Below are 12,720 nucleotides of genomic sequence, written 5' to 3' on the forward strand. Positions count from 1 at the left end.
TTACCGCCCGCTCAGCCAGGTGTCGAAGAACTGTAGTCGCGCCGACGCCTCGAACTTCAGATCCTGGGTGGCGCTGCCCGCGCCGATGGCCTGGGACAGCTCCACCGTCGGAATCAGCAGTCCGGCGTCGAGCACCTGCTGCTGCGCGGTGTGGATCAGGCCAGTGCGGATGCCGGCGTCGATCGTGCTCAGCTGCCCGTTCAGCGCGTCATCGAGCGCTGGAATACCCGCGCGCGCATTGAGATTGCGGCCATCCAAGCCGAACGAGGTGCGCAGGATGTCCCCGTCGGCGCGGGTGGTGTTGCCGTAGCTGCTGTCGAAGTCCTTCGTGTTCTGCCGTGCCGTCTGCTCGGCGACCGACACCAGGTCCAGCTTCAGCTCGACCCCGACCTGCCGCAGCTGCTGCTGCACCAGCTCGATGATCGCCTGATTGCCGCCGAACACCTGACTGAACACCACCGAGAAGGTCAGCCGCTCACCGTTCTTCGCCCGGATGCCGTCACCACCGGGCACCCAGCCCGCCTGGTCGAGAATGCCGCGGGCCTTAGCCGGGTCGTACGCCAGCCGCGCCGAAAGGTCCTGGTAGCCGGGTGTGCTGCTGGCCAGCGGGCTGGTCGCGGGCTTGAACTGCGGCCCGAGCACGGTGTCCACCAACTGCTTACGGTCGATCGCGGGTAGCAGGGCTTGACGCACCGCGGGGTCGCGCAGCGGTCCGCGGGTCACGTTGGTCTGGAAGCCGAACGGCACACCGGGATTCGAGGTGCTCAGCACCCGCCCACCCGCGGCCGTGATCTGTGGCTCGTCCTGCGGCAGCGCATCGCTGACGGCGTCGAGCTGACCCGACGCCAGACTGCCGGTGCGCACACCGGATTCGGGCACCACGGTGAACTCGATCTTGTCCAGGTACGCCTCGCCGCGATGCCCGAATACCGACGAACCCCATTGGTATCCGGCGCGTTTGGCCAGCGTCACGGACGCGTCTTGGCGGTAGCTCGCGTAGGTGAACGGCCCGCTGGCGATGTTGTCGCCGAGGCAGCGCTGCTCGGCGGGCTTGGCGGTGGTGGTGTCGGCCAGAATCCCGAGTTGGGTGGTCGAGGATGCCTGCAGGAACTGCGCATTGGGCTTGCTGAACTCGACGCGCGCGGTCAGCCGGTCCACGGCGGTGGTGCCGACGTAGTTGGTGAGGTAACTCGACGCCAGTGCGGTCTTGGCCGCGCCGAGCTTGATGATCGAATCGAAGGTCTTGCCCACCGAGTCCGCGGTGAGCGGCGTGCCGTCGCTGAAGGTGACGCCGTCGGTGAGGTGGAAGGTGAACACCTTCGCGTCCGGCGAGGCCTCCCAGCTCTGCGCGAGCCACGGCTTCAGCTCGCCGGTCTCCGGATCCTGGTCGGTCAGCGAATCGACGATCTGCCTTGTCACGTACAGGGTTTGGTTGGTGCTCGACTGCGCGGGGTCCGAGCAGGTCGGCGCCTGCGACAGGCCATAGCGCAGGGTGCCGCCCGGCTGCGGCGGCCCGGCATCGCCGCCGGGTGCGGCCGAATCGGTGCCGCAGGCGGCCACGGTGGTGGCCGCGGCGAGTGCGCCTGCCAGCGCGACGATTCGGTGACGGGTTCGGATCACGAGGTAACTCCAGATGTTTCGGTGCGGACGAGTTCGTCACGCGGATCGAGCTCGGCGCTCTCGGCGCCGGTAGCCAACGGGCGGCTGGGAATTCGGCGGCGCAGCTCCGGCGCCACCTCGGTCTGGAACAGGGCCAGGCTGTCCAGGTAGTCGATCTCGGGGCGGCCGTCGCGCTCGGCGGACAGGTGGATCACCTCGTGGCCGAACTGCTCGTGCTGCCTGCCGACCTTGTCGATCACCTGCTCCGGGCTGCCGACCAAAGCCGAACTGCGGGTGACGAAGTCGTCCAACGTCTCGAACACGATCGGCAGGCCGAGCGTGCGCGCCAACGCGAGTCGCGCCTCGAAGATCGGCCGGTACGTTTCCAGAGCCTGCTGGGAGCTGCGGGCGACATGGAATCCGGCGGTGCCCGCGCCGACCAGCGCGTCGGCCGGGTTGTGCCCGTAGAACTCCCAGCGCTCCCGATAGTGCCGGACCAGTTCGGCGTACGGCTCGATCGGGTTGGTGACATTCGCCGAGAACAGCGGATCACCCTGGCGCGCAGCGAGTTCCACCGAATCCCGGCTGGTCGCGCTGCCGTGCCAGATCCGGATCTTCGGCTGCCACGGTCGCGGCAAGGCCTTGGCGTTCTTCAGCTCCGGCCGGAACCGGCCCGACCAGGTGACGCTGTCGCTGGCCCACAGCGCCCGGAACAGGTCGTAGCCTTCGCGATTGCGGTCCCATTGGTCGTCGGTGGTGACGTGGAACAGCTCGGCCTGCGCGGCCCCGTTGCCCTTGCCGATGATCAGCTCCAGGCGGCCGCCGGAGAGGTTGTCCAGCGTCGAGTAGTCCTCGAAGGCGCGCACCGGGTCCAGCAGGCTCAGCGTGGTGACAGCCGTGAACAGGGTGATGCGGGAGGTGACCGCGGCGATGTGGCTGAGGATCACCGGGGGAGCGGCGGACAGGAACGGATCCTCGTGCCGTTCACCGACGGCGAACCCGTCGTAGCCGAGATCCTCGGCCAGCCTGGCCTGTTCGACGACGTTGCGCAGTCGCTCCCTGGTGCCGGGCAGTCGGCCCGTTGTCGGGTCCGGCACCCGGGTGACCAGGGTGAACAACAGAAACTTCATGCGGTGGCCCCCAATTCGTCGGTGACGTGCTTCTCGAACGGATGCGGGCCGAGCTCCTCGGCGGGCACGGCCGGGTCGTAGAGCGCGGTGTATCCGGCGGCTAGATAGAGGCCGACGGCCTCCGGCTGGCGTGGCCCGGTGGTCAGGTAGATGCGCTGGTAGCCGCGCCGCACGATCTCGGCTTCGAGCTGCTCGAGCACGAACAGGCCCAACCCTTGCCTGCGGTGTTCGCGAGACGTCCAGATCCGTTTGAGCTCAGCCGTTTCCGCGTCGTAGCGCTGGAACGCGCCACCCGCTACCGCCTCGCTGTCCCGGGTGACGACCAGCAGCGCGCCGTGCGGCGGCGCGAACTCGGTGGCCGGGTAGTCGCGCAGCGACGCGTGCATCTCACCGGGGCTGCGGCCGTAGCGGCTGCTGTATTCGACGGCGAGTTCGGCGAGCAGCGGTGCGGCCAGCGGATCGTCCTGGGCGACCTGATGCACCCGCAGGTCGCGTGCCGAAAGCTGTTGGGTCACCGGCTCACCGCTGCTTCGGTAGGCCGGGCGGGTTGATCCGCGACTCGGTGACCTGCTCGGACTTCAGGCCCCACCGATCGATCACCTGCTGATAGGTGCCGTGCTCGATGGCGTAGTTCAGCGCGTGCTGGACGGCGGTGATCAGCCCGCTGTTCTTCTTGGTGAGCACTGCGATCTCGCCTTGCAGCGCGTCACCGGCACCGGAGAAGGTGGCGAGGATCTTGGTCTGATTCGCGGTGGCGGAGTGGTAGATCGCCGTCGGGTTGGGGCCGATGTAGCCGTCCAGCCGCTGCGAGGCGAGCGCCAGGTAGTAGTCGCTGGTCTGCTGGAAGTAGGCGATGTCGATGGGCGCCAGGCCTTCCGCGCGGTTCTGCTCGTTCCACTTGACCAGCAGCTGTTCCTGGTTGGTGCCGCTGCCGACACCGATCCGCTTGCCCGCCAGGCTCTTACGATCCTTGTAGTCGAGGGTGCTCTGCTTGGGCACCTCCAGCGCGACGGTGTCGTTGCGGTAGGTGGCGAAGTCGTACTTCTCCTTGCGTTCCTCGGTCACCGTCACGTTGCCGATGAAGGCGTCGACCTCGCCGGAATCGATGTGCACGAAGTTCTGCGCCCAATCCGCCACCTGCAGATCGAGTTTCAGGCCGAGGGTGTCGGCGACGAGTGAGGCGAAATCGACCTCGGAGCCGACCACGGTCTTGTCGTCGTCGGCGTAGAAGCGCAGCGGCGGCGCGGTGCCGGACGCACCGGTCACCACCAGGGTGCCGCGATCCCGAATGGCCTGCGGCACTTCGGCGGCGATGCTGTCCACCTTGGCGGCGCGTACCCGGCCGGTCTGGGCGGCGGAGAGGTCGAAGGTGATCGCACCGGCGGGCTGGGCCGCGGACTCCGCTTCGGGATCGGTGCAGCCGGTGGCCAGCAGGACGACCGCGGTCGCGGCGGCGGTGGCCAGGGCGGAGAGCTTCATCGGATACCTGTTCATCGACGGACTCGGGAAAGGAAGGCGCGGGTGCGCGGGTGTTCGGGATGGTCGAGGACGACCTCGGGGGGACCCTGCTCGACGATCGCGCCCGCATCGAGAAACACCACGGTGTCGGCGATCTCGCGGGCGAAGCCGATCTCGTGGGTGACGATCACCAGCGCGGTGCCGCCGTGCGCGAGGTCGCGGATCACATCCAGGACCTCGCCGACGAGCTCGGGGTCCAGCGCGGAGGTCGGCTCGTCGAACAGGATCACCCTGGGGCGCAAGGCAAGTGCCCGCGCGATCGCCACCCGCTGCTGCTGTCCGCCGGACAGCCTGCGCGGGTACGCGTCGGCCAGCTCGCCGATGCCGACCCGTTCGAGCAGCACCCGAGCTTCGGCCTCGACCTCATTGCGGTCGCGACGTTGCGCGGAAAGCGGTGCGATCGTGACGTTATCGAGCACCGTCAGATGGGGAAAGAGATTGAACTGCTGGAAGACGAACCCGATGCGGGAGCGCTGCTTGCGCACCTCACGGTCGGGCAGCGCGTGCAAGGTGTTGCGGCGCAGCCGATATCCGATCAGCTCCCCGTCGATGTGTACGGTGCCCGCGTCCAGCGACTCCAGGTGGTTGACCACCCGCAGCAGCGTTGACTTGCCGGAACCGGACGGGCCGATCACCGTGACCACCTCGCCGGAGCGCACGGTCAGGTCGACGCCGCGCAAGACCTCGTGCGCGCCATAGGATTTGCGGACGCCGCGGACCTCGACGGCGAGTGCGGTGCTCATCGGGTCGCTCCTCGCGGTGCGGTGGAACCGGAATCGGCGATCTCGCGCAGCTTCTGCCAGGCCCGCTGGGTGGGCGACGGCGGTGGCGTGCGCTGGGTGCCCTTGGCGTAGTGGCGCTCGATGTAGTACTGCGCCACCGAGAGAATGGTGGTGAGCACGATGTACCAGGCGGTGGCGACCAGCAGCAGCGGCACCACCCGGCCGTTGCGTCCGTAGATCACCTGGACCTGATAGAACAGCTCGGCGATCGCCATCACCGACACGATCGAGGTGCCCTTGAACAGGCTGATCACCTCGTTGGTCGCGTTGGGCAGGATCGACCGCATGGCCTGCGGGACCACGATGGAGCGGAACTGCCGGACCTTCGGAATACCCAGCGCGGCAGCGGCTTCCAGCTGACCGGCGTCGACCGAGATGATGCCCGCGCGGATGATCTCGGCCGAATACGCCGCCTGATGCAGCGCGAGCCCGATCACCGCCGCGGTGAACCCGCTGATCACGCCGTTCACCTCGAAGGTGAAAAACGCGGGGCCGAACGGTATTCCGACCGACAGCGTGTTGTACAGGTAGGCGATGTTGAACCAGAACAGCAGCTGCACGATGAGCGGAATCGACCGGAACGCCCAGATGTAGCACCACGAGATCACCCGCAGCACCGGGTTGTTCGACAGCCGCGCGATAGCCAGCGCGGTGCCGAGCAGGAAGCCCAGGGCGGTACCCCACGCGGTGAGCTCCAGGGTCACCTTCAGCGAGGCGAGCACCGACTTCGCGGTGATGTACTTCGCGAAAGTCGGCCAATCCCAACCGGGATTGGTGACCAGGCCGTGGATGAACTGGGCGAGCAGGTTGAGCGCGACGGCGCTGATCACCCAGCGCCACGGATGCCACGTCTTGGCGACGGTCGGCGCGGAATCGCCCGGAACGGTGGCGGATTCGGCGGGTGTCACGGGGGAGTCCGCGATGCTCTCGGTCGACGCGGGCACGGACTTGTCCGGCGCCAGGTCCAGAACGGCGTCGGGGACGGCGACGGCATCGGGTGCGGCGGACGCACTCATGACTCCACCTCGCGGGCGCTCGGCTCCGTCATGAGTGCGAAAGCAGCTGTGTCATTTGTTCGCTCGCTGCGCTCACGCATGGTCGAGGTCCTTCGGAAGAACGAACGGACCGCGCCACATCGGGCCGCGGTCACATCACCCGGCCAGCGACGGGTGCAACAGACTGGCTGCGGGTCAGCCCCGACAGCTCGCGGATGTCACTTTGCATTGATCGATATGACGGCGGCCCCAACGGGTGCCTCGGACAGCAGCGATGATCACTTCGGTTCCTCCATCGGTCCCGGCGGAAGCACCCGCACCCGGTGAACCGGGGGGTTGCTGCGACGTCGACGAGCCAGGTCTCTCGGTCGCTCTGGATGGTTGTCGCCGATCCGGACACCGGACGATGTCAGGGTCGAGCCGAATTATCATGCCCAGCAGGCGAACCCTTGGGCAAGGGAAGTAATCACCGTGAGCGTAGATCTTGCCGTAGCCCGATTCGCCGGGTAAGTCCGGTAGCCGGATATGCGCTGGCGCAGTGTGATCGGGCGCTCACGCGCTCGGGGCGGCTCCGTCGGGGAGCAGCATACGGCTCGTCGGAGGTGTCCGTGTGCGGACCCCGCGAAGTCGGGCCGCAGACCTGATGTGTGCGCTTGCGCAACTGAGGGGAGGGGATCGATCGGCAGTGCTGGAGCGGTGGGCTCGAGGTGACACGCCGATAGCTTGCCAGGGGCAATACGGGCTGTTCACAGCGTTTGCCGGAGTACCGTCAGCCTTCGATTGTGTCGACGATGAGAAGAGGTCTCCGTGGCCGTGCAACGCCGTCTGACCGTATTGTCCGCCGTGGCGACCTGCTCGGTCGCACTGGCGCTCGCGGCACCGACCGCGGGCGCGGCCCCGATCCCGCCCGCCGTGCCGCCCGTTCCGCCCGCCGTGGCGAGCGACCGTCCCGCCCCGACCGGCACCGCCGCACCCGGCGACCTGTTCGGCGTCTACAACACCGCGATAGATGGCCTGCGCGCCTTCGGCATGCAGCCGTTCCTCTACCCGACCGCGGCCGCGTTCTGCCTCAACGGCACCTCGCTCGGCCTCGCACCCGCCGTAGCCGGGGCGGTGCCGGGCCCGTGGCCCAAGACCTCGATCACCATCCCCGGACTCGACCTGGCCGCCGTCAAGTCCGGCCAGACCATGTTCACCTTCGTCCCCTACGGCCTCGGCCAGGACGGGCCGGACACCACCGGCATGCAGGTCGCCTGGATGAACGTGACCAGCGGTCGCGGCGGCCTCGCGTCGATGGGCCCGCTGTCCACCGTCTTCCGCGCCATGATCCCCGCCGAAGTCCCGGCCGCCCTGCGCCCCATGGCCGAACGGGCCATCCAGAACTTCTTCGTCGCCGCCCTCCCGATGGGCGGCGTCCGTGCCGTACCCGTCGATACCGGTCAGGGCACCGTGCTGGCCGCGGTCTTCGGCACCGTCGAGAACGGCGGCAAGTCCTGCTTCTTCCTGCCGACGGTGGGGATCACCGAGGTTCCGTAAGCGCTAAGCACCGACTGTGTTGAGCGCGCGGCCTTTCCAGCGCAGCGCGCCTCGGCGTCGGGCGCGATGAGAGCGTGCCCACAGCAGTAGGTAGGCGGCCACAGAGAACGGGTGGGACAGGGCCGCAAGGACATCGGCGGGGGTGAGTGGTCCGCCGGTCTCGGTCGAGCGGGCCAGCAGCCTTCCGGTGACCGCAGCTGTGTAGCCGAGGGCTCCGACCCGGCGGACCTTGCCGCGACCGCAAGCTGCGGCCAGGGGCGGGACCCAATAGGCCAGCGCGGCAAGCGTTCCCACGGCAGTGCCGCCCGCGACGGTGCCACCGTAGGCGGACCACAGCCAGCGGGTGTATCCGGCGTCGAGTTCGCGAGTGCCCTCGTACATTCGGGTGTTCGCCATGCGGCCCGCGGCGACGAGGACGGTGGATTGTCCTGCGCGGCGCAATGTTCGGGCGATGTCGAGGTCCTCGGTGACGCTGACGGCCACAGCGGCGTGTCCGCCGATGGCACGGTAGGCGGCCGTGTCGAACACCAGAAACTGCCCGCAGGCAACGGAAGTCGACGGCCGCAGGGTCCGGTTGGCCAGCGAGATCGGCAGCGTGGCCGCCCACGACCAGCACAGCAACGGCTGCACCAACGCCTCGGCCATAGACTCGGCCCGTTGCATCGGCCACGGCGACACCAGCGCGACCCGCCGCCTGCGCAATTCGGTGACCGCCGCCGCGATCGCACCCGGCGCCAGCCGCACATCCGCGTCCACGAATACCAGCACCGGCGCAACCACAGACTCGGCCAATCGCGCGCACGCGGCAGCCTTACCGGTCCAGCCGGGCGGCGGTTCGGTGTCGTTGCGCAACACCGAGATTCGTGGATCTCCAGCAGCCGCGTCGACTGCCGCCGCGAAGGTGTCATCACCCGACGCGTCATCGAGAATCACGACACTCAACCGCGCAACCCCGCGCTGCGCCCGCAGATCCGCGATCAACCCCGGCAGGCGCGCCGCCTCGTCACGAGCTGGCACACATACGGTGACCGGCTCGATCACACTGGTCGCAGTGTCGGCCAACTGCCGCACCGTAACCCGGTTGTACAGCGCAATCCCAGCGCCCACCAACGAGATTCCGGCCCCGGCCCACACCGCACCCCCCAGCCGCAGGATGGTACTCAGCGGCTTTGTTTGACCGTTTTCCACCAGCGGTTCCAGGAGAGACCGGTGGGGGCGCCCGGCGCGGGCGGGTTGCGGTCCATGTACGCCATGGCGGCGATGATGGCGGCGACGGCGAGGGTGATGCCGCCGACGATGCCCGCCCAGCCCGCGAACGAGCGAGTGTTCGGGTCGGCGTAGCTGACCTCGGCGCGCAGCGTGGAGACGTCGCCCGCGGGGAGCTTCCAGGAGACGATGTTGTCGCCCTCGCGGTTGCCGTTGGTCTTGGCGACACGGGCCGGGAACGCGATGGTGAACTGCACGTCGGAACCGTGCGGTGGCACGGATTTCAGGTCCACCCGACCGGTCAGGCTGACCAGGTCGCCGGCCCGCTGGAACTGCAGTTGGAACATGCCCTGGGTTTGCTCGGACAGCTGACCGAGCTGGCCGACCTCGCCGAACGACATGTCCTCGAAGAACACCTGGCTGCCCACGTACCCGTCCTGGGCGTAGGACTCCACCCGCACCTTCGCGGCGAGCGAGTCGGGCGCCTTCAGCTGCGGACCCTTGTCATTGGGTTCGGCGGGCACGACCGCGGCGACGATCCGCCCGGACACCCGGTCGTTGGACGAAACGCCCATCGACACCTGCACTCGCAGGCAGCCCGCGAGCACGGGCACCAACAACGCCGCGAGCAGGACTGCCGCGGCGACACGCACGCCAGGGCGGTGCGTCCGCGGCGACGGTAGTACCGGGGCATCGGACATCGTGGTGACGGGACTCGGCTGCACGGGGACATCGTGCCAGGCCATCCGTCCAACTGCCCACGCGACGGGCGGAACGAGCCCGGCGATGTGCTTCCGCTAGCCCGCCGGATCCGGTCGCGGGCGGGAAAAGCAGAGGTGACGGAGCAGCGGGAGGCCCAGAATCGCCAGCCCCACGCCGCCGTAACCGGCCGAAACCGGTAGACCGAGAAACACCGCGTGCGCGAGCGCGGACCCGAGCCAGGTCCACAAGAAAACGGCCACCGGCACCGCGGTCGAGCCGGAAAGCGGTGAAACGGTGTCCAGCCCTGCTGACGGATTCGGCGGGTAATCCAGCCCCACTGACGCGCGCTCCAAGACGGTCAGCAGCACACCCATGAGCAGCGCGACCGCGAACCATCCGAGATAGTTCGTGATCGGGATATCGGGCAGACCGGGCAAACCCGAGCCGGTGTCACACCAGGTCCACTGCCCGTCCGCGACCATCTGCGGATCGAGGAAGAGGTCCCAGCCGACCGCTCCCACGGCCGTCAGTCCGATCCGCGACAGCATCCGTCGTGATAACAGTCCGGCCACCACCCAGACCGGATACAGCCCGCCGGTCCAGGCCAGCGGAATCACCAACGGCACCCCACTGAGCGCGGGCCCCAGCCGATCCACCGCGTACGCATAACACCCGAACGGCACTCCCGTTGCGGTCCCGACGATCTCGGCGAGCAGCCCGAGCCCGGACACGATCACCAAAAACCCGGCCGCATAACGAATCCCACGCGTCGCCGTGGCATGCGCCAACGCCGTACCCGCCGACAGGAGCACAACCGCCACCGTGACCCGGTCCCGCCCCGCGCCGGAAGTCAGCGGATAGACGATCTGCACAACAATCAGCACCACCGCGAAGACAAGCGGCACAAACTGCCGCACTGTCCCACGTGCGCCACGCGACTGCCTCACACCCGCACACCTTCTGATGTCCCGCAGACGAAATCGCATGCGATTCGGTATGCGGGGCGTCGAAAGGTATGCGTGTGCACGGGTTCATCGCCTCCGCAGCAGCGGGAATCGAGTGCGGCGGAGGTCGCGCAGTGCGAGGTTGGCGGCGCTGCGGCCGCTGGCGCCGGAGACGCCGCCGCCCGGGTGGGTGGACGCACCGGTCAGGTACAGACCCGGTGCGCCGGGCACCCGCTGTCCGGACAGCTCCGGCAGTGGCCGCCACAGCATCATCTGATCCAGTGACATCTCCACGTGCATCACATTGCCGCCGAGCAGCCCCATCTCCCGCTCCAGATCGACCGGTGTCTGCACATACCTGCGCAGCACCGAGTCGGCGAAACCCGGTGCGTAGGAGTCGACTTCGGCGATGATGCGATCACCTTCCCGCTCGGCGTGCTCGGCCCAATCGCTGCCGTCGGCCAGCCGATACGGGTGCCACTGCGCCCACAGCGAGAGCTGATGTTCACCCGGTGGCGCGATGCTCGGGTCCAGCGCGCTGAAGCTCATCGCAAGCACCACCGGCCGCGGCGGCAGATCTCCGGCCGACGCGGCCCCGTGTGCGAGCCGAAGCTGACGCCGATCGGACACGAGAAACTGGAGGCCACGGGCGGATTCGTCGACCGAGCTGCCGGGGTAGTTCGGCAACGACCGGGTCGATACCCGCACCACCATGCCGATCCCGGGCCCGACCCGAATGCGCCGCCGCCAGTCGTCCAGCACGGCGGCGTCGAATCCGCCTTCGCGCAACAGATCCAGCGTGGTCAGCACGTGCGAACCCGCGATCACCGTGTCGGCGTGCAGGTTTCGCCCCGACGCGGTGTACACCCGCCAGCCGTCACCGTCGCGCCGCAGGGCGGTCACCGCGTCACCCGCCGTCACCACGCCACCATCGGAGCGCAGCCGCCGCACCAGCGCCGCGCTCAACGCGCCACTGCCGCCGACCGCACGTCCCGGCGGCAGCGTGTGCATCAGCGCGGCGAACCCCACCATCGGCGCCGTGCCCGGTTCCGACATCGGCGGACCGGACTGCGCACCGAACCACGCCAACGAGGCCTTGAGTCGCTCATCCTGAAAGTGCGTGTCCAGCAAGGCATCCCCGGACTGCAGGAACTCCCGCGACAACGCGCTCCCGCCGTCCTTCGCGTCCAACCCCCAGAACGAACGCAGCAATCGGCCCGGCGTTGGCCCACCGCCGAACGCGCGCATCACCCGCGCGCTACGCGGCCCCCACACCTCGACGAAACGCCGATACGCCAACGCATCCCGATCGCCACAGGCGGCCGCGATCGACGCACAGGTGGCAGCCAGATCGCGATGGAACACCAGCGGCGCACGCCCATCGCTGCCCGGCGTGAAACCCCAAGGGTCGCAATCGATGTACCGCAGGCCGAACCGGTCGAGCTCGAGCTCCTCGATGATCCCTGTGTGCCGCACCATGATGTGCGCGGACGACCCGCGATCGACCAGATGCCCGGGAAACCGCTCGACCGTCGACACCGCCCCGCCGAGCACCTCGTCGCGTTCGAGCACCTCCACGTCGTGCCCGGCCCGCGCCAGATAACAGGCGGCGACCAGCGCATTGTGGCCGGAACCGACAACGACGACCGTCACGTGACCCTCACGCCGGTACCGTGCCGGCCGTCACAGCGGCAGCCGCCGCCCGAGAATGGCGAACGGCCGATTGTCGCCCGAGAACACGAAATTCCGCACTACGTCGGTGAATTCCTGGCGCCGATACAGCCGCCAGGCCCGGTTGTCCTCCCCGTCCACCTCCGGCGTGGACAGCAGCACCGCCTGCTCGGGCCGGTCCCGCAGCAGCCGTTCCAGCAGCGTGCCGCCGATGCCGAGCCCCTGCGCCGAGGGGTGCACGTGCAGTTCGGTCAGCTCGAAGTAGTCCGAAAGCAGTTCGCGCGTCGAATGTTCCGGCCAGCCGGAGCGCCGCATCCCGCTGTGCACCTGCTGGTGCCACCACTGGTGCGCGGCACCGCGGTAGCCGTAGGCGATCGCCACGATCGGCGACGAGCGTAGGTCGACGTGCCCCGAATCGTCGGGGACCACCGCGGCGACGGCCTGCCAGCCGGGGCGGGTGGTGTGTTCGGTCCACATCGGCGCGCGATGGTGTTCGGTGCCGCGCGGATAGTCCATCGCCGCGACATACACCGCCAGTGCATCGTGCAGCCGGGAGCGCAGTGCCGCGACGGAGAGGTCGACGACGACAGGTGCGGGGGTGTGATTGGGCTTGACGGCGGTCATGGCTCTCGTCGGG

Annotated in this window: 12 protein-coding genes and 1 riboswitch; of the genes, 1 reads left to right on the plus strand and 11 read right to left on the minus strand. The window is 68.6% G+C overall.

The window, feature by feature from the left end:
• From ACQPW1_RS15760 to ACQPW1_RS15785, 6 genes are read right to left on the minus strand one after another with little or no spacing between them, the layout of a single operon-like run.
• Nucleotides 1-1,620: an ABC transporter substrate-binding protein gene (locus ACQPW1_RS15760; protein ID WP_433663449.1), complete on the minus strand. Its 1,620-nt coding sequence runs from the start codon at nt 1,618-1,620 to the stop codon at nt 1-3.
• Nucleotides 1,617-2,729 (minus strand): LLM class flavin-dependent oxidoreductase, encoded by a 1,113-nt coding sequence (locus ACQPW1_RS15765; protein ID WP_433663450.1) that lies wholly within the window; start codon nt 2,727-2,729, stop codon nt 1,617-1,619. The genes ACQPW1_RS15760 and ACQPW1_RS15765 overlap by 4 nt, the downstream gene beginning before the upstream one ends.
• On the minus strand, nt 2,726-3,244 hold the full coding sequence (locus tag ACQPW1_RS15770; RefSeq protein WP_433663451.1) for a GNAT family N-acetyltransferase: 519 nt from the start codon (nt 3,242-3,244) through the stop codon (nt 2,726-2,728). The genes ACQPW1_RS15765 and ACQPW1_RS15770 overlap by 4 nt, the downstream gene beginning before the upstream one ends.
• Nucleotides 3,245-3,248: 4 nt before the next feature.
• Nucleotides 3,249-4,208 (minus strand): ABC transporter substrate-binding protein, encoded by a 960-nt coding sequence (locus tag ACQPW1_RS15775; protein ID WP_433663452.1) that lies wholly within the window; start codon nt 4,206-4,208, stop codon nt 3,249-3,251.
• Nucleotides 4,209-4,219: 11 nt separating this feature from the next.
• Nucleotides 4,220-4,990, minus strand: coding sequence for an amino acid ABC transporter ATP-binding protein (locus ACQPW1_RS15780; protein WP_433663453.1), 771 nt, complete (start codon nt 4,988-4,990; stop codon nt 4,220-4,222).
• Nucleotides 4,987-6,045 (minus strand): amino acid ABC transporter permease, encoded by a 1,059-nt coding sequence (locus ACQPW1_RS15785; protein ID WP_433663454.1) that lies wholly within the window; start codon nt 6,043-6,045, stop codon nt 4,987-4,989. Before ACQPW1_RS15785 ends, ACQPW1_RS15780 begins: the two co-directional genes overlap by 4 nt.
• A gap of 268 nt (nt 6,046-6,313) precedes the next feature.
• Nucleotides 6,314-6,408: riboswitch (SAM riboswitch) on the minus strand.
• A 423-nt stretch (nt 6,409-6,831) separates the two neighbouring features.
• Here ACQPW1_RS15785 and ACQPW1_RS15790 point away from each other — a divergent pair.
• On the plus strand, nt 6,832-7,560 hold the full coding sequence (locus tag ACQPW1_RS15790) for a hypothetical protein (protein ID WP_433663455.1): 729 nt from the start codon (nt 6,832-6,834) through the stop codon (nt 7,558-7,560).
• Nucleotides 7,561-7,563: 3 nt separating this feature from the next.
• On the opposite strand, the gene ACQPW1_RS15795 is transcribed toward ACQPW1_RS15790, so the two are convergent.
• The 5 genes from ACQPW1_RS15795 to ACQPW1_RS15815 form a co-directional block, all read right to left on the minus strand.
• Nucleotides 7,564-8,712, minus strand: a complete 1,149-nt coding sequence (locus ACQPW1_RS15795; protein ID WP_433665249.1) for a glycosyltransferase — start codon at nt 8,710-8,712, stop codon at nt 7,564-7,566.
• 8 nt (nt 8,713-8,720) lie between these two features.
• Entirely contained in the window at nt 8,721-9,467 is a 747-nt protein-coding gene (locus ACQPW1_RS15800; RefSeq protein ID WP_433665250.1) for an LppM family (lipo)protein, read from the minus strand.
• Between the two features lie 96 nt (nt 9,468-9,563).
• On the minus strand, nt 9,564-10,385 hold the full coding sequence (locus ACQPW1_RS15805) for a carotenoid biosynthesis protein (protein ID WP_433665251.1): 822 nt from the start codon (nt 10,383-10,385) through the stop codon (nt 9,564-9,566).
• Between the two features lie 114 nt (nt 10,386-10,499).
• Complete coding sequence (locus tag ACQPW1_RS15810; protein ID WP_433663456.1) at nt 10,500-12,065, minus strand: phytoene desaturase family protein; 1,566 nt, start codon at nt 12,063-12,065, stop codon at nt 10,500-10,502.
• Nucleotides 12,066-12,095: 30 nt separating this feature from the next.
• Nucleotides 12,096-12,707, minus strand: a complete 612-nt coding sequence (locus ACQPW1_RS15815) for a GNAT family N-acetyltransferase (RefSeq protein ID WP_433663457.1) — start codon at nt 12,705-12,707, stop codon at nt 12,096-12,098.
• Nucleotides 12,708-12,720: the final 13 nt, after the last annotated feature.

Origin of the sequence: Nocardia sp. CA-128927 (assembly GCF_050955855.1) — a bacterium.
Taxonomy (GTDB): domain Bacteria; phylum Actinomycetota; class Actinomycetes; order Mycobacteriales; family Mycobacteriaceae; genus Nocardia.

Bases quoted from the DNA above. Each gene is read 5' to 3' on its own strand.
- ACQPW1_RS15765 (WP_433663450.1), bottom strand. From the start codon at position 2,729: ATGAAGTTTCTGTTGTTCACCCTGGTCACCCGGGTGCCGGACCCGACA.
- ACQPW1_RS15775 (WP_433663452.1), bottom strand. From the start codon at position 4,208: ATGAAGCTCTCCGCCCTGGCCACCGCCGCCGCGACCGCGGTCGTCCTG.
- ACQPW1_RS15780 (WP_433663453.1), bottom strand. From the start codon at position 4,990: ATGAGCACCGCACTCGCCGTCGAGGTCCGCGGCGTCCGCAAATCCTAT.
- ACQPW1_RS15785 (WP_433663454.1), bottom strand. From the start codon at position 6,045: ATGAGTGCGTCCGCCGCACCCGATGCCGTCGCCGTCCCCGACGCCGTT.
- ACQPW1_RS15800 (WP_433665250.1), bottom strand. From the start codon at position 9,467: ATGTCCGATGCCCCGGTACTACCGTCGCCGCGGACGCACCGCCCTGGC.
- ACQPW1_RS15815 (WP_433663457.1), bottom strand. From the start codon at position 12,707: ATGACCGCCGTCAAGCCCAATCACACCCCCGCACCTGTCGTCGTCGAC.